General features: G+C 35.3%; 14 protein-coding genes and 1 pseudogene. 4 read left to right on the forward strand and 11 right to left on the reverse strand.

The features are described from left to right. Positions 1 to 111, forward strand: a pseudogene (locus ACFSQS_RS13880) (IS1595 family transposase); the annotation flags it as partial. A gap of 753 nt (positions 112 to 864) precedes the next feature. Here ACFSQS_RS13880 and ACFSQS_RS13885 read toward each other — a convergent pair. Further along, entirely contained in the window at positions 865 to 2,088 is a 1,224-nt protein-coding gene (locus ACFSQS_RS13885; protein ID WP_388020190.1) for a BaiN/RdsA family NAD(P)/FAD-dependent oxidoreductase, read from the reverse strand. A gap of 70 nt (positions 2,089 to 2,158) precedes the next feature. Between ACFSQS_RS13885 and ACFSQS_RS13890 the strand changes: the two genes are divergently transcribed. Both ACFSQS_RS13890 and ACFSQS_RS13895 read left to right on the forward strand, forming a co-directional pair. Continuing rightward, a complete protein-coding gene (locus tag ACFSQS_RS13890; RefSeq protein ID WP_388020193.1) occupies positions 2,159 to 2,761 on the forward strand; it encodes a DUF2652 domain-containing protein in 603 nt (200 codons plus the stop codon). A gap of 12 nt (positions 2,762 to 2,773) precedes the next feature. Then, positions 2,774 to 3,589 carry a hypothetical protein gene (locus ACFSQS_RS13895; protein WP_388020196.1) on the forward strand — a complete coding sequence of 272 codons (816 nt, stop codon included), beginning with the start codon at positions 2,774 to 2,776 and terminating at the stop codon, positions 3,587 to 3,589. Here ACFSQS_RS13895 and ACFSQS_RS13900 read toward each other — a convergent pair. The 4 genes from ACFSQS_RS13900 to msrB form a co-directional block, all read right to left on the reverse strand. Next, positions 3,586 to 7,305, reverse strand: coding sequence for a metallophosphoesterase (locus tag ACFSQS_RS13900; RefSeq protein ID WP_388020199.1), 3,720 nt, complete (start codon positions 7,303 to 7,305; stop codon positions 3,586 to 3,588). The genes ACFSQS_RS13895 and ACFSQS_RS13900 overlap by 4 nt on opposite strands. Then, on the reverse strand, positions 7,271 to 7,819 hold the full coding sequence (locus ACFSQS_RS13905) for a peptide-methionine (S)-S-oxide reductase (RefSeq protein WP_388020202.1): 549 nt from the start codon (positions 7,817 to 7,819) through the stop codon (positions 7,271 to 7,273). The genes ACFSQS_RS13900 and ACFSQS_RS13905 overlap by 35 nt, the downstream gene beginning before the upstream one ends. Before the next feature lie 53 nt (positions 7,820 to 7,872). Continuing rightward, positions 7,873 to 8,412 (reverse strand): peptide-methionine (S)-S-oxide reductase MsrA, encoded by a 540-nt coding sequence (gene msrA / locus ACFSQS_RS13910; RefSeq protein ID WP_388020205.1) that lies wholly within the window; start codon positions 8,410 to 8,412, stop codon positions 7,873 to 7,875. Between the two features lie 83 nt (positions 8,413 to 8,495). Beyond that, positions 8,496 to 8,942 (reverse strand): peptide-methionine (R)-S-oxide reductase MsrB, encoded by a 447-nt coding sequence (msrB, locus tag ACFSQS_RS13915; RefSeq protein ID WP_388020590.1) that lies wholly within the window; start codon positions 8,940 to 8,942, stop codon positions 8,496 to 8,498. A 164-nt stretch (positions 8,943 to 9,106) separates the two neighbouring features. Here msrB and ACFSQS_RS13920 point away from each other — a divergent pair, with 164 nt between their 5' ends. After that, positions 9,107 to 10,381: a Pycsar system effector family protein gene (locus tag ACFSQS_RS13920; RefSeq protein ID WP_388020208.1), complete on the forward strand. Its 1,275-nt coding sequence runs from the start codon at positions 9,107 to 9,109 to the stop codon at positions 10,379 to 10,381. Here the strand turns inward: ACFSQS_RS13920 and ACFSQS_RS13925 are convergent. The 6 genes from ACFSQS_RS13925 to ACFSQS_RS13950 form a co-directional block, all read right to left on the reverse strand. Then, positions 10,378 to 12,750 (reverse strand): GAF domain-containing protein, encoded by a 2,373-nt coding sequence (locus tag ACFSQS_RS13925; protein WP_388020211.1) that lies wholly within the window; start codon positions 12,748 to 12,750, stop codon positions 10,378 to 10,380. The genes ACFSQS_RS13920 and ACFSQS_RS13925 overlap by 4 nt on opposite strands. Before the next feature lie 427 nt (positions 12,751 to 13,177). Continuing rightward, on the reverse strand, positions 13,178 to 13,585 hold the full coding sequence (locus ACFSQS_RS13930) for a hypothetical protein (RefSeq protein WP_388020214.1): 408 nt from the start codon (positions 13,583 to 13,585) through the stop codon (positions 13,178 to 13,180). Positions 13,586 to 13,596: 11 nt separating this feature from the next. Continuing rightward, positions 13,597 to 14,016: a GreA/GreB family elongation factor gene (locus tag ACFSQS_RS13935; RefSeq protein WP_388020217.1), complete on the reverse strand. Its 420-nt coding sequence runs from the start codon at positions 14,014 to 14,016 to the stop codon at positions 13,597 to 13,599. A 19-nt stretch (positions 14,017 to 14,035) separates the two neighbouring features. After that, positions 14,036 to 15,334, reverse strand: a complete 1,299-nt coding sequence (locus ACFSQS_RS13940) for a Glu/Leu/Phe/Val family dehydrogenase (protein ID WP_388020220.1) — start codon at positions 15,332 to 15,334, stop codon at positions 14,036 to 14,038. A gap of 167 nt (positions 15,335 to 15,501) precedes the next feature. Then, the gene (locus tag ACFSQS_RS13945; protein WP_388020223.1) at positions 15,502 to 15,672 is read right to left on the reverse strand and encodes a hypothetical protein; all 171 of its coding nucleotides are present in this window, start codon (positions 15,670 to 15,672) and stop codon (positions 15,502 to 15,504) included. 187 nt (positions 15,673 to 15,859) lie between these two features. Beyond that, positions 15,860 to 17,188 carry a sigma-54-dependent transcriptional regulator gene (locus ACFSQS_RS13950; protein ID WP_388020226.1) on the reverse strand — a complete coding sequence of 443 codons (1,329 nt, stop codon included), beginning with the start codon at positions 17,186 to 17,188 and terminating at the stop codon, positions 15,860 to 15,862. Position 17,189: the final 1 nt, after the last annotated feature.

Below are 17,189 nucleotides of genomic sequence, written 5' to 3' on the forward strand. Positions count from 1 at the left end.
TACCTGCAACTTTACCTCAATGAGTTTGTTTATAAGCTTAATCGAAGATATTTTGGCGAACGAATCTTTGATAGGCTCGTTATTGCTAGCATTACAGCTAATGGACATTAAACGGATATACAAAAAATTTATAATTGATATTAAATACGTTAAGATTTAAACAGCAAAATTGCAATATCACATTCCCACTTTGAATATAGGTTTTAACATTTTACAAACCGTTTTTTAAAACAATTCGCTCAACTAAGCCATGGGTATTTTTTTATGCCCACCAACATTAATCCTCCTTTAATAAAGTAATATATGTTTCCATTTTAAAAATCTTGCTTTTGATTTATAAACCTATAGATAAGAATTCTATAAGTTTTTTTTACATAATGAATAGTATAATTAAACTTATCCATAGTACTAATTCTAACGTTTTTATAGCGTATTTGAAACGCTTCCGGATACTTCTTTTATAAAAATTTAATTGCTTATCTAAAGCAATCCAAAATTTTTCATCAAAACATTTAAACTCCATAAAACATTTAGCTTTATGGAATTCTTCTCTAGCCTCATTGTAAACTTGATAGATTTAACGCCCATATTGTGCTTTAATATCTTCCCAAGAATAAAGTTGTAGCAAGCCTTTTTCATCGTGTTTAATCAAGCTATCCATATCGCCTTGTATTCCTCAGACGGTTCGCTGTAACGCATTGGCGTTTCTTCCAAAGTATATTCAATATAATTTTTTAACGATCGCTTTTGGAGCTTTGCTTGCTTTTCAAGAATTTTAATAGCTTAGTCGTCTAACTCAATTAGGTTTTTTGTTTTTCCCATTATATATATAACTTATATGTTAAATATATAATAATATTAAAATTATATATGTTTAGAAATCGATGTTGCTGCAATAAATGCGCCCGTCCATGCATTTTGAAAATTAAAACCACCCGTTACGGCATCGACATTTAAAACCTCGCCGGCAAAGTATAGGTTTTTATGCAGCTTGCTTTCAAAGGTTTTAAAATTTATTTCCTTTAAATTTATGCCGCCAGCGGTAACAAATTCTTCTTTAAACGTGCTTTTCCCATCCACTTTAAAAATGGCTTTTGTTAATTGTGATGCCAAAGTTTCCAATTGATTTTTATTCAAATCTGCCCATGTTGTCGTTTCAAAAATATCTGCAGCCAAAACCAATTGCTGCCACAAACGCTTTGGCAAATCGAATTGCGAAAACTTAAACACTGTTTTTTTGTTTAATGCTTGTTTTAATGCTTTTAAATTCACTAAACAAGTTTCGAAAGATTGCTTTATAAAATTAACTTCAATTGAGAATTTATAGTTGCGTTTTGCCAATTCTAAAGCGCCGTAAGCCGATAGTTTTAAAATGGCCGGAGCACTCATGCCAACATGTGTAACAAGTAATGGGCCTTGAGATTGTAAATTAGACCCAACCACTTTTACGGCTACATTTTGCGCTACAACTCCTGGGATTTTTTTGATGCGATTATCATTAATATTAAATGTGAATAACGAAGGTACGGGTTGAGAAATAGTATGGTTTAAAGTTTCTAAAAGCTTCCATATTTTAGGGTTGCTTCCTGTGGCTATTAATAGTTTATCGCAGTAAAACATACTGTCTTTTGTAGAAACCTCAAAACCTCTCGACTGCGCTCGAGGAGACAATCCAACAACACTTTGGTTATACAACACTTCAACGTCGTGCTTTTTAGCTTCATTTAAAAAACAATCAATAATGGTTTGCGAAGAATCGCTAACGGGAAACACTCTTCCGTCTTCTTCAATTTTTAAATTAACGCCCCGTTTTTCAAACCATTCCATGGTATCGCCTGTCATAAACTTATGAAAAGGCCCTAGCAATTCTTTTTCGCCCCTTGGGTAATGCTGCACCAATTCAGTTGGAATAAATTCGGCATGCGTTACGTTGCAACGGCCGCCACCAGAAATTTTCACTTTTTGCAAACCCGCTTTTCCGCGCTCTAAAATAGCCACTTTTAAATTTGGGTTTTGTTCGGCAATGTTTATGGCCGCAAAAAAACCCGCGGCTCCACCACCAATAATTATAACGTTATATTGTACCATACAAACGCTAAATTAATATTATTATAAACTCTAAATCGTGTTTTTTTTATATTTAGCTAACTTTGATGCAATGGAAAAAGAACCTATGCTTATTTGTATTCCCGATATTAGTGGTTTTACGCAGTTTATGAGCAAAGTGGATTTTAAGTTGAGCAGTAAAATAATCCCTGCGTTGCTTAACAACATTATCTACTCGAACGAAATTGGTTTTAAAGTATCTGAAATTGAAGGCGATGCCATATTGTTTTACAAAACAGGTAATTTGCCCTCTTTTAAATTGCTTGTTGAACAATGCACACTTTTTTATACCGATTTTTACAAGCAAATAGAAGTGCTTATGGCCCAAAACAGCCATAAACTAGAAAGTCAATTTATTCCAAAAATATTGGGCTTGAAAATTATTCTGCATTTTGGTAAAAACATTGGTAAAACACAAGTGGGGAATAACATAAAACTAATTGGCGAAGATATTATAATTGCTCATAAATTACTTAAAAACAGTATTGAAAGTAACGAATATTTAATGATTTCTGAAGCGGTATTGGAGCAATATAAAAATCAAGATATTCAAAAAGAAACCTTTTGGAATGCCTTAAAATATGGCAAAGACAGGTACAAGCATATTGGACAAATAAAATATAGATACATTAAACTAAAACCTTTAAAAGAATAAAAAAACAACCAAATGACAACCACATCTTTCTATATAAAACTTATAATTTTAAGCTTTTTGTTTTACTCGTGCGGTACGGGAAATTTAGAAGTTGTTGCCAATATAGATAGCCAATTGCAAGAAGCCTCTGCCTTAGAATTGATTAAAGGCGAAAATGTTTTATGGACTATTGAAGATGCCGGAAACCCAAACACGCTTTACCGATTAAACAACGAAGGCAATATTGACAGAAGCATTACCATAACAAATGCAAAAAACAAAGATTGGGAAGATTTAACAGCAGATAAACAGGGTAATATTTATATTGGGGACTTTGGCAACAACAGGAAAAAAAGAGAGATTTTTACTATTTATAAAGTTTCGAATTCTAAAAAAACAACCAAGGAAAGTACCGCAGAAGCTATCCATTTTAAATTACCAAACCAATTAAAGTCTGAAGATTTTGAAGCTTTTTTTCTGCACAACAACTATTTTTACATGTTTAGCAAAACTGATAAAAAAGGGATTTTAATCAAGGTGCCCAACAAAATCGGCACTCATGTAGCCACCTTTATTACTGAATTTAAACTTAAAGGAAAACAAACCAAAATTACAGGAGCAGATATAAGTGCCGATGGCAAAACAGTAGTATTGTTAAACCATGATAAGCTTTGGAAATTAACCAATTTTACTTCGGATAATTTTTTTAATGGCAAGTTAGAATTGTTAGAATTTAAACACGACTCCCAAAAAGAAGGTGTTTGTTTTATCGATTCTAAATCGGTTTTGATCAACGATGAACGAACTGGGATAGAAGGTGGCAATATTTATGTTTTTCGGTTAAATTAAAAATTTAAACCAAACCCGAACGAAAACCTAAACCCTTCGCTACTATTAAAAAAGTTAAACGTTCCCGATAAGCTTTCAGCTGCTGTTATCCAAAATCCGCCACCGTAATCGTTGTGCCATTTATCAGAGTCTTCGTTTTTTAACCACACCCTACCCACATCGGCACCACCAAAAACACCTATTTGCAAAGGCAAAACACTGGTTTTAAAAGAAGGGAAACTATACCTTAAATCGGCATTACCAACCAAAGAGTTGTTACCCGTAAAGCGTTCGGTCCTAAAGCCTCTTAACCCATTACCACCACCTATGTTTGAAGCTTGGTAAAAGACCAAATCGTCGCCAATTCTAATTTGGGCTCTCACATCGGTTTTAAGCACCAATTTCCTGTTTGTTGAAAGGGCATTATAAAACCCAAGATTGGAATTTATATATCCATAGGTATTTTTGGTTTCTTTAAATTCTGTTTTTCCGCCAATGTTTAACAAAAAGCTCATGCCTCGGGTGGGGTTTATGGCATTATCAAAACTTTTATATTTGTACTCTGCCTCTAAACCTCCAAAAAAACGTCTTTTATAAAAATCGGTATTTATAATTGGAGCAAAATTAGAGATGAAACGATTTGGTGTTTCGTCAATTTCAATCGCTTCAAAAAGGGTTCTAAAACCATAATCACTACCAAAACTCCCTTTTTTAAGCACCCCTATTTTAGCCCCTATAATACTGGTTTTAACCCTGTTAAAATCTAAATCGCTGTTGTTATTTGTAGTTTCGTTTCCGTAGCCAAAAAAGTTATTTGTAAAATTTTTAGTTGTAAACTTACCTGCCACATGTAAATTCCAATCCTGAAAAATATTTGCAAATTCGCCATTGTATTGCAGTGCGAATCCTTTGGTGGCAAAAAAATAGCCACCTTTAAAACGATGCTGCTGCGAAAACGGATTGCGCTGAAAACCTTTTACCGTTTTTACAAAAGACGCTCCCAATTGAAATCCGTCGTCTGGATTATAGCCTAAACTTGGTGCTAGGGTAGATGCTTTTACTATTTTTTTATTGAAGTTAAAGAGATTCAAATTGTAAACATCTGTAAATTTAATTGTAGCACCTTTATTTTCTTTTACCGTATTGGGCTTTGATTTATGGTCGTAAACCTTAATACGCTTGCCGTTTTTAATAATGTACGTATCGTTTCCTTGGCCGCCAATCAATCTTGTAAATATAAGGTTGCTGGCTTTTCCCGTAACTTCAAAAACATCATTATCATCAAGCCCATAAATCCAGATTTCTTTGGTTAGGGCTTTATCAAAGGTTTTATCGAGCAAAAGGTCTGCTTTTTTACCATCTTTAATTCGCGAAATTTTAACGTGGGTTTGGTTGTTTGCTGCACGCGTAACTTCAATATAATCGTCCTTATCGGTTCCTGTTAAAATAACCAGCGCGTTTAAATGATTGTAATAGCGTGTGGCTATATCTTGTAGGTTGGCTCGTCTTCCTTTTAGTTTTTGTTTAATTTCTTTAAGGGTCTCATCTTGGACCCTTTCCGGCACTTTTGAAAAAGCCACCTCAATAACCTCATCGGTAATTTGTTCTTGTAAAAATTTAGCTTGCTCTAGCCACTTTGCTTTATCGGCTTTTTGAATAAGCACACGGTCCAATTTTATGCCGGCACTATTCATCCATCCAATATCTTTTAACTCTTCATCATAAACCTGAAGTTGTTTGGTTGAACCCGAAATAAATTTCATCACATCCAGCAAAGCACCATCAAAATTAGAAAACACTTGGTCTCTATCTCTAGGAATTGGCCTGTAATATTTGTCGCCGTTTTCCATATCAAACTGTGCCCAACGCCATTGGTCTTGGTGCCTGTCCCAATCGCCTATAAGCATATCGAAAAGGCGTGCTCTTACAAAGGCGTTTTCGTCTATTTTATATTTTTCGTCTTTACGCACTTTTTCAATAATATCGTGTGTGCTTTCAATGTCATCGGCATACCCAAAATTTCTTTTACCCGAATAATTTTCTTCGGGACGTTCTTCAATCAAGTATAATTCACCTCCGTATTCATTATTGTAATTACCCAATGCTTTGTGTTTTGGTATAAAAAATAATTTTGGATTGGGATGGTAAATCTTGGCGGCATGAGAAAGGTCTGGAACCACAGCAAATGCATACGGATGTGCCGCTGTGTAAAAATCTAAAATAAGGCCTTCAACTTCGGTTTTTTCAAATTCATCTTGAATATATGTATCTTTAAAAAGCACTTTTTGTAAATATTGTGTTGCACTTTTACGGAGTGCTCTCATGTTAAGCTCTCTTCCATCTTTTGTTTTTAATCGCAGTGAGCGTGTTTGGTTGCCACCACCTTTTCTAACCACTTGCAATCCGCCATAAAGCGTATCTATGGTGGCTACTTTGGCTTTTATTTTTGTGCTGTATATATCTCTGTAATGGTTGCCCCAAACCGATTCAAAAAAACCGCTTTTTTCGGTTTCTTCTTTGGAGTAAATAGACACCTCAACTTCTTGCGGAAAGCTTTCTGGAAGGCTGGAAGCATCAAAACCTTGTTTAGCTTTTATCGCTTCCTTTTGAAACAGTAATTTTGCCTGTCCGTTTTCTTCGCCGTAAATCCTAACCCAACTGCTTCCGTCTTTAAAAACCACAAATTCGGCAAAACCTTGTTTCCCATAAGAAAACAAACCGTTTTTACCCAAAGCTGCCGCCGACTCTTTTGAGCCAGAACCGGAAACAATCTGTTTTATCGATTCGTTTTCAATGTATTGCATGGTATGCTCGTGCCCCGATACAAAAACAACATTATCTGCATCTAAGGTCATGGTCTCCAATCTGCTCATAAGTTTGTGGTAGCGCTCGTTATAGCGGTCTTGAATAGACACGCCACCTTGTGTTCTTACCTGCGCCAATAAGGATGAAATAAAGGGAAGAGGAATTTTTTTTTGAGTTGGATAAATATGCTTTGATGCAGCGTAGTGCCCACCATGAATACCGTTGGTGTACATGGGATGGTGCATAGCAAATACAACCGTTTTGTTTTGTGCTTTTTTTAATTCGCCCTGAACTTCTTCAAAAAATCGCGCTCTGGTTTTTATTTCGCATTCATCATTAATTGTGGGGTTGTGGTTCCAGTTTTCCAGATACCATTGGGTATCAATAATTATTAACTGGATGGTTTCGCTAACGTCTATGCTTTCAAGCGGGCAGCCGTTTTCTGGTAAAAACGTGTCTTTTCCCAAGGCCTCTTCAATATATTTTTCTTGACGCTTCAATCCTTTTAATCCATTGGAATACCAATCATGGTTTCCGGGAATAAAAACCACTTCTCCTTTAAAATCCTTGACAGCCTCTATTTGGGCGTTTAAAGCATTTTCAGCCTTTGTTCGTCCTTTATGATTTTTTGAAGGCAGACCTGAAGGATAAATATTATCTCCTAGAAAAAGTGCATAATCTCCTTTGGTAACCTTATTTGAAATGTGGCTTTTAAAAGCTTTTAACCCTTTTGAAAGTTCTCCTTGAGGTGCCCAACCCGCATCTCCTATTAGATAAAAGGTTTTGTCAATTTCTTTATTGGGTAATTGATTTTTATTAACCTCTCCATTAGCATATTGTGCTTTGTGAGTTGCACATGCGCTAAAAAATAACACGAGTATTAAGTTGGTAATTACTTTATATGGAAACTTCATTAATTTGTTTTTGTTCATTTTTAATTAAATGATTTAGTTTACTTGGGTTGGTATATGCTGAAAACTGCTTTAATAACAACTTTAGCTTAGGATTGATAAAGGTTTCGCAAAAAGGTTTGTTTGGGTTTTTATGATAATAATTTTGAATGGCCTCCCGCGATGCTTTAAACCTTGAAAATGGCAAAACCGCTGTTATCAATTTTCCATTGAAATGCTTCTGTAAACGTTCAATAATATGGTTTGATTCTTTTTCTTGCGATTTAGCAAAGGTATAAACTGCCGACCGATATTTGTAACGCATACTGTGATTTGATGCGCTCATATGCGTATGTAAATGAATTTCAATCAAAACTTTTAACGGGATTTCATTTGGATTGTAATGCACAATAACCGCCTCTGAAAACGCATCATTTTCATCAAATGATGCGATATAGCCCTGTTCTACTTTATAAACACCCTTTAAAGATTGAAACACGGCTTCGGTACACCAATGGCAACCACCACCAAACCCTATTGTAGTTTTTCTATCCATTTATTTGGGTTATTATATAATAAATTTATGTGCAAGCGAGCTATACTGTTTTTCTATTTTAATTTATTGGCATGTTGCTTTTTTAGTTTAGCCAATTTTGGAGAAATAACAAAACTACAATAGCCTTGTGTTTTGTTATTTTGATAGTAATTTTGATGTGCTGCCTCGGCTTCATAAAACATATCTAAGGCTGAAACTTCAGTAACTATGGGGTTTTCGTAATACACGGCTACTTCTTTAACAACCGTTTTGGCAACTCCTTTTTGTTGTTCATTATGATAAAAAATCACAGAGCGATATTGCGTGCCTCTATCGGCGCCCTGCCTGTTTAAAGTTGTGGGATCGTGCGTGGTCATAAAAATGACCAATATATCTTTATAGGAGATTATATTGGCATCAAAGGTAATTTGCACCACTTCGGCATGCCCCGTTAAACCCGAACAAATCTCGCGATAGGTTGGATGCCCCGGAACCTTACCGCCGGAGTAACCAGACACCACGTTTTCCACACCTTTTATTTCTTGAAAAACGGCTTCGGTACACCAAAAGCAGCCGCCGCCAACCGTTGCTAATTGTATATTTTTATTATTCATTTATAATTTTTCTTCTTTTTATTTTTAATGAACTGAAAGCTATCTTTTTTAAAATAAAAAAACATGTAATTAAACTTCGTTTTCTATTCTTTTTCTAATTGCATCGACTCTGAATTGATACAGTAGCGCAACCCGCTTGGTTCTGGACCATCAGGAAAAACGTGCCCTAAATGGGCGTCGCACGTATTGCACATCACCTCGACGCGCAGCATACCAAAAGCCGTATCTTTTTCGTACTTAATAGCGTTTTCTTTAATAGGTTGTGTAAAACTGGGCCAACCCGTGCCCGAATTAAACTTAATTGTAGAATCGAACAAAGGCGTATTGCAGCACACACAGTTGTACTTGCCAGCATCGTGTGTACTACAAAGTGCTCCGCTGTGCGGGCGCTCGGTGCCTTTTTGTCTTGTAATCCTAAATTGCTCTGGGGTTAATTGCGCTTGCCATTCTGTGTCTGTTTTTTCAACACGCGTATCTGGAGTTGGGTTTCCGTTTACCGAAAAGTTAATAACGTCTTTCCAAGTTATCACCATAAGATTTCCTTTTGTTTTTTTAATTTATTTTAATTAACACAAAGTGCTTTTCAATCTAAATATAGTCGTTTTTTTTGGCATTAAATTACATCTAAAAAAAAACCGTACATATCTTGTTTAATTATTTTTTTAGTACTTTGGTTTTTATTAAAAACCGAGCTATGTCTGAATTGATTAAAAATACTGAAGACTTTGTGTTTAACTTATTTAAAAACGAGTTGGACCAGTCTTTTATCTATCATAATTACACCCATACCAATCGTGTTTTACGAAGCACCAGAGAGATTATTGAAAATACCAACGTTACTAAAAAAGATGCCGAAATACTAGAATTAGCGGCTTTATTGCATGATACCGGATACACCAAAACCAGAACAGGGCACGAGGAAGAAAGTGTTAAAATAGCCTCTGCTTTTTTAAAAGAGCAAGGTGCCAACACGACCACCATTAAAGGGGTTACCGAGTGCATTATGGCCACAAAAATCACAGATGCGCCTAAAACCAAACTTGGTAAAATAATTAGAGATGCAGACTCGTCGCATTTTGGCAAAAAATATTTTAACGAAGCGAGCGAGTTTTTAAGAAAAGAACTCGAAATACAAGGCATAGCAACTTACACTCCAAGCGAATGGGTAAGCGAAAACATAAAAGTGCTCACAAAAAAACATGAGTTTTTTACCGATTACGCACTAAAAAACTGGCAAGCCAGAAAGGAAAAAAACCTTGCCAAACTTATAAAAACCAAAAAGAAAAGAAAAAGAAAGCTTAATACCGAAGACTTAAAAGCTAAATACAAAGCACAATATAAAAGCGAAAGCCCTGAACGAGGCATTCAAACGTTCTATAGGGTGGCATTGAGAAACCATATTAAATTAAGTGATATTGCCGATACCAAGGCCAACATTTTGCTATCTGTTAACGCCATAATAATTTCTTTGGTGCTCTCCAATTTAATTTCAAAATTAGACAGTCCATCAAATAGCTATCTTATATACCCTACCCTGATTTTTGTTGTATCGAGTGTTATCTCAATGATATTGTCCATAATCGCCACCAGGCCCAATGTAACCAGTGGCGAGTTTACCAAAGAAGATGTTGAGCAAAAACGAGTAAATCTAACGTTTTTTGGTAATTTTCATAAAATGAAATTAGAAGAGTACCAATGGGCCATAACCGAATTGCTAAAAGATAAAGAGTATGTTTACAGCTCGCTAACAAAAGACCTTTATTTTCTAGGAAAAGTACTGGACCGAAAGTACAGGATTTTAAGAACCACCTATACCATTTTTATGTTGGGTATGGTTATATCTGTAATTGCGTTTATTGTTTCGTTTAAAATACACAAACCCAAAAAGGATTTAAAAGACATTATAGGTTTTGAAACACTTTTAGAGCACAGGCCAAATATGGTTTTTGATACGGATTATTTGGTTTAAGCTTTAATCGTTTTCATCAAATCATTATAGGTGTAGAAAGATTTATCTGCTTTGTTTTTATGGTACAGCACGCTTACCCTAATGGCTTTAAGACCTGTAATGGCCTGTAAATCTTCTAACTCAACAATTTCAATATCGGTATCCAAATAGTTTTTAGATTGTAAAAACCTAATGTACCGCAGGTATTCCATTTCGTCTTGTTTATGCGAATACACAATGCTTATTTTCCCTTTTTGTGTAACGCGATCTGTACTGCCTTTTACATAAGCTTTGTCCACGCGTTTTTTTACAATTTCGTAGCGTGCATTGTAAGTACCATCTACATCAAACTGTTTTTCGTCCATCCTAAAACTAATAGATAGCGGTTGGTTGAACACCAAAATCATAGATGCCACATCTAAGTTAATTGGCAGTCTGGACCGCATTTGGTAATATGCGTTTTCCAACTCGCACATAACCTGTAATTGCCATAGGCGCAGGTTGTACAAATAAATAAGATTGAAGTTTTTTTCTTTTGTGATAGATTCCCCTATATACATGTTATGCTCTACACCATCGGTTTTAAAACGCTCGAAATAATGCGGGTACATAGTTTGGGCTTCTTCCTGTTTTTTGTCTAAAAGCGATGCCATTTCTTTGTTGATTAGTGCAATGGAATCGTCAAAATCTTTTCTGTGGTTATATAAAGCCTTTACTTTACTGTCAATACTACCAAAATACGAGTCGATGGCCTGTTTTAACGCTGCGATGGAACTTAGGTGTTTTAGAACATCTGCTATTTCTTGATTTAGAAAATCTGAAATCTGCTGTTCGCTATCTACTTTAAAATCGTCGTTAAGCTCTGTTAAGCAGTTGTTTATTTGATAGATATATTGTTGGTAAATTGGCAATGATTCAACTTTCGAGGCTTTTAAGAAAATGTTTTTTACGGCACTTAGCTGCAATGATAAATCTTTTTTTGTAGCTTGATTTCTGGCTTTTGATGAGCCTTTGATATCGATTTGACCGTAAAGCGGATAAATATTCTGGAATGCTATTTTTTTAAAGGCAGCCTGCTCCCCCTTCATTTCGGCTTTTATAAAATCTCTGGCTTCGCGGGCAAAACGCCAATGCACACTTGGGTGGATGGAGGTGCATTCTTTTTGTATGATGGCCTCGATTAAATTTTCTTCGTCGTTTTTAGAGCGCTCTACCGCAGTTACTATATAAGGCATTACATCAACCAGTTTATTGGCATTTATACTGTTAAGCATTTGAGGTTTGCTGGATACAATTTCTAAAATGCCCATTACTCCGCTATCGTTTGCAATAGGTGCAAAAACAGCGCTTTTTATTCCTTGGTCGTGCAAACTTTTAATGTGAGGTACTCCTGTTTTAACTTTATTAAAAACCCTGTTAACGTTTGATATTGAAAAGTATTTTTTTTCTTTCAACAATCTATTGTAGGACCATCTACACAGGGCATTTGTACATTTTTCATGTTCGTGTTGCCCAAGCAAGTAGCTTTTCATGCCCGCGCCATAAACACGCTCAAAAATACCATCTTCCTTATTGTAAATTGAAAACCCGACTTTAAGGTCGTTTATTCCAAATAGCGATCTAAAAATCTCATGGAAACCGTTCATGAAATCTACATCTTTTCTTTTATCGTCGGCAATAAGGCTGGATTTGACGTTTGATATGGATTGATCGTCTGTAACATCAAAAATATTTGAAATCACGAAGCCTTTGAAAGTGTAACTGTTTGGTGGGAATTTTTCTTTCCAAAGGGCAATGTTTTCAAAATTATCCAATAATTCGTCATAATCTTTTTGGGTAATTTTTGGTGCATTTGTATTGGGCACAATTTCTGTAAAATCGGCATTATACAGTATTTTATAAAAGCGCGTTATGCCATGGGCATCTGGGATTTCGTAATAAAACGGGCGCTTAAAGTTTAAATTATAGCCATAATAAAAATCTAAAATAAGTGTACATGCAACAATGTAGGTGTCGTCTTTGGGCATGTTTTTAATTTCTAATTTAAAATCTTTACCAGCTGCTTTAATAATGTTTTTAAAGCGTTCTGAAGCATTAAAAATTAAATTTTGAAATGGTATGGAAGCTGTTTTTATTTCGTTTTTGGTTAGAATTGGGTTAAAAGCATCTTCTAGGATTTCGTTAATTTCCCTTTCTCTTTTTTTTAATATCCCAGCATCGCTAAACCCTTTTTTTAGTTCTGGGTAGGTGTTGGCTATTGTTACTATATGTTTGGCTTTAGCTGCGCGATGCGCATTAGTGCTTTTTGTGAAATTCTTGTAATGCTGCAAGAGCTTATCGAAACTGATTTTTAGCTTAAAAGGCGACTCGACATTTTTGTTAATATCCATGATATTGGTATTGTTGTAGAACAAAATTACAAAATTAATGTGTTAGTCGTTTTTATTAAGACTTGCTTACTGGCATATTGTTACATGGTTGTATGTTAAAAATTTTGGCTTTAAATTAAAAAGGCTTCACGAAAACGTGAAGCCTTTAACTACTTAAAACATAAGAAACCTGCGACAATCATCAAAAAATATTAAGTTTTACTGAGGTTTCTTATTAACTAACATGTAAAACTTAAACACTAATAACCAACCAGTGTGCTTTTTAAGAGGCACTTAGTAATGATAACAAAACCAGAATAATAGTACTTGTTAAAACTCCTAAGAGAAAAAAATTCTAAAAATTTTAAATTGTGTTTTAAATTATTTTATTGATGCTTTATTAAATTTTGATTTATGCACATTTAAAGTGTAATGTTTTGCTGTTTATTTAAGCGTAAACTAACCTTGTACTTTTTTTTAAAAAATCGTTTTTAAATCTTCTGTATTTATTTAAATGGTATAAATAGCTTTTTCTGTAACTTTCGTGTTCTGTAATGTAAACCATATCGCACTGTGTATCTTCGCACTCTCTAATATGAGCTCTGGAAACCACATACCGGTTTAGGGCATTAAGTAAGGTTTCGTTTTCAACTTCTTTTTTTTCAAGTCGCTTTAACACCTTATCGTTCTTTAATTTCAAGCTTAACTCTGTATTGCACAAGTTTACAAGATTGGTTAATTCTTTTTTTATATATTTAAGATGATTAATCCAATTATCTAGTTCTATGGTATTGATTTTGTGCGTAACATCCAGATCTAAATCATTATTGAATATTTTAATATTTTGAGTTTGCATATCTATAAATTTTATACAATTAAATCTATTCCTTTATACGTTTCTTCTTGACACACATTGGCTATTTTTAGCTGTTGTTTGCCTGCGGGAAAATCCCAAAGTATGGTATCACCTTTGGAGTACCCAAAAAGTGCAGATCCCATTGGTGTAAGAATTGATATTTTATCCTGTTTCATGTCTTTCTCCATAGGGATAACAACTTGCAGTGTTTTTTCCCACCCTTTATCTGACACCACATTAACTTTAGAGTTAAAGCGTACAACATCTTCTGGCATTTCGCTCTCATCCAATATATGGGCTGTTTTAAGTTGTTTGGTTAATTCTTGCAACGATTTTTGGGTATTGAAATCTCCTACGTATCCCGATATATTAAGTATGCGCTTTAAATACACATACTCCTTCTTTTCCAATATTAAACTTCCGTACTTCATTTTGTATTATTTTATATTTTTAAGGAAATATCCCTCTTTCTGTATATGCCTTTTCTATTCGTGCTATAGCAATGCAATATGCCGCAGTACGCATATCTAAAGCATGCCTCTCAGAATATTCGTAAACTTTGTTAAAAGATTCTTTTAATTTTTTATCTAGTTTAGCCATAACCTCATCCAGTTGCCAAAGCTCACCGTTTCGGTTTTGCAGCCACTCATAATAGCTTCCAATAACCCCTCCAGAATTACAAAGTATATCTGGAATTATGGCTATGCCTTTATCTAGCAACACCTTTTCGCCTTCTGCATTGGTTGGCCCATTGGCACCTTCGGCAATTACAGAAGCTTTAATTTGCGAAGCATTATCTTTGGTTATTTGGTTTCCTAAAGCTGCTGGGATACAGATATCACAATCGGTGGCAAAAAAAGCCTTGTCTTGCATTGCTTTGGCATCAGGAAAACCAACAATACTCCCTTTATTGGCATGGGTATAGTTAAAAAGACTCTCAACGGCAATACCGTTTTGGTTTTCTATACTACCATAAGCATCTTGAACGGCCACTAATATTGCGCCATCGTTCTCTAAAAAATGGGCTGCCCAATAGCCTACATTACCAAAGCCTTGTAGTACAAATTTTTTACCGCTAAGGCTTGTGTTTTTCTTCTCTGTCCAAAATTTAATGGTTAAGTAAACGCCATAACCTGTTGCCCTGTCTCGCCCTTGCAAACCACCACTACCCGATGGTTTTCCTGTAACAACATGCTGATTTGCACTACGTTCTGCCGGCGGACGCGTACTCATGTACGTATCTGCTATCCACGCCATGGTTTGGCTATTGGTATTTACATCTGGGGCAGGAATATCGTGCTCTGGCCCAATATTGTCTGCCAAAGCAAATGTAAAGCGCCTTGTAATACGTTCTAATTCGGCTTTAGAATACTTTATCGGATCTAACTGAATGCCTCCTTTTCCGCCACCATAGGGCAATCCTGCCAACGAGGTTTTCCAAGTCATCCACATTGCCAAAGCCCTGGCGGCATCAATATCTACGGTTGGGTGATAACGCAACCCGCCTTTGTATGGCCCTAAGGCATTATTGTGCTGCACCCTGTAACCCCTAAACACCTCTACCTCGCCGTTATCCATTTTTACAGGAAAATTAACAACAATCTCGTTATTGGTTATGCTTAAGATTTTTTTTATGTTCGGGTTTAAATCGATTTGTTCTGCAGCTTTGTTAAATTGCTGCATAACATTATCCATCATACCACAAACTGTCTGTTCTTTAACTACTTCTTTTTCCGCGGTTAGCGCCATTGGTTATTTTTTTGTGATTGTCTGTGTTTATTGTTTTTGTTTTTCTTGTTTAAATTTGGCCAAGTGTTTTAAAACCCTTATTTATTAATGCAAGGGTTTTCTAATGTTTTTCAGCCTTTCTGGCTGAGGTATTTATAAACTTGAAAACCTTGTTTGCATTTTATTGCTTATACCAACTGTAATTTAAACTCGGAGTGTTGTGTGTGTTTTTGATGCCTTTCGTTAAAGCGAACCTGCTCAAACTCACTACAAGACCAAACCTTATCTTTTTGGGCCGTTAGCACACAATAGTTTTTGTGTGCACAACTTGGGCAAATATTAGAGTAATTAGTATCCATAAAAAACAATTTTCATCAATATTAGTGTAGTTAGAACAAGGTATGTGCCAAAACATACCCAGGAAGCACATTAAACAGTATAGCCCTTTGTTTATAAGGAATTTAAATGCAGTAAGCTAAATAAGAACAAACCGTAATTGGTACAAAATTACCCGGTTGGTTAAAAATGAACCAGTAAAAAAAGATGCTATTCAGAGAGTTTTTGACGGATGGTTTTTCTATCGATTTTAAGAATTTCTGCAGCTTTTGTTTTATTATTTCCGGTAGCGCGCAAAACTTTTTCGATGTATTTTTTTTCGATAACTTTAAGAGGAAGTAGTTTGTCTTCTGAAAAATCAAAACTATATTTTAAATGCTCTGGCAATTGCTCTACATCTATTGTATTATCGCTCATTATTACAGCACGTTGCACCACGTTTTCTAACTCTCTAATATTACCTAGCCAATTATAACGCTGTAAAATTTCTAAGGCATTGGGCGTTATTTTTACAAACCGATTTTTGTACTCAACCCCATATTTAAAAAGGAACTTATCTACTAACAATGGTATATCGTCCTTTCTTTCTCGTAGCGGTGCAACATGAATTTCAACAACTGTTAAGCGGTAAAACAAATCTTCTCTAAAGGTTTGTTTTTGTATCATGTCTTGTAAATCGCTATTGGTGGCGGCAATAATTCTTATATCAATTTTTTCGGCTTTTGATGCTCCAACTTTAACAACCTCTTTTTCTTGTAAAACGCGCAGCAATCTAGATTGCACTGCGAGTGAGGCGTTGCCTATTTCGTCTAAAAAAATGGTACCACCATGAGCTGCCTGAAAAAACCCATCTCTATTGGTATCGGCACCGGTAAAAGCACCTTTAACATACCCAAACAATTCGGCTTCCAATAAATTTTCTGGAATAGCGCCACAATTTACTGCAATAAAAGGTGCTCTTGAAAACTTGCCTTGGTAATGTATGGCACGAGCTACTAACTCTTTTCCTGTACCACTTTCGCCTTTAATAAAAATAGTAGCTTTGTTGTTTTTTACCCTTTCGATGATTTGGATAACTTGGTTGATTTTTTCTGAATTCCCTATAATATCACCATATTGCTTGGGCTTTTCTTTTAAAATACCAACCTCTTTTTTGTGTTTATTTTTTGGAATTAAAAGCGAATTAGTAAGCGCTTCTTTTAACTCATCTTTAGTAAAAGGCTTGGTTAAATAATCTGCTACACCAGATTTTATTGCCGCTAAAGAATCTTGCACCGAAGGGTAACCGGTAACGACCAATTTTGGCATATTGGGGTAATGTTCTGATACAAATTTTATAAGCTCGGAGCCGTCAATTTCAGGCATTTTCAAATCGGTAATCAATAAATCTATTTTGGTATCCCGCAAGATGGCTACGGCTTCTTTTACCGAAACGGCTTTAAAAGTATGGTAGTTCCAAGATTGTAAGTGCCGATGTAATAGTTCTAGTATATCTACATCGTCGTCAACAATCAATATGTTTTCTTTGCGCAATTGCATA

The sequence above is a fragment of the Gelatiniphilus marinus genome (genome assembly GCF_042684345.1).
In the GTDB taxonomy this organism is placed as follows: Bacteria; Bacteroidota; Bacteroidia; order Flavobacteriales; family Flavobacteriaceae; genus Gelatiniphilus; species Gelatiniphilus marinus.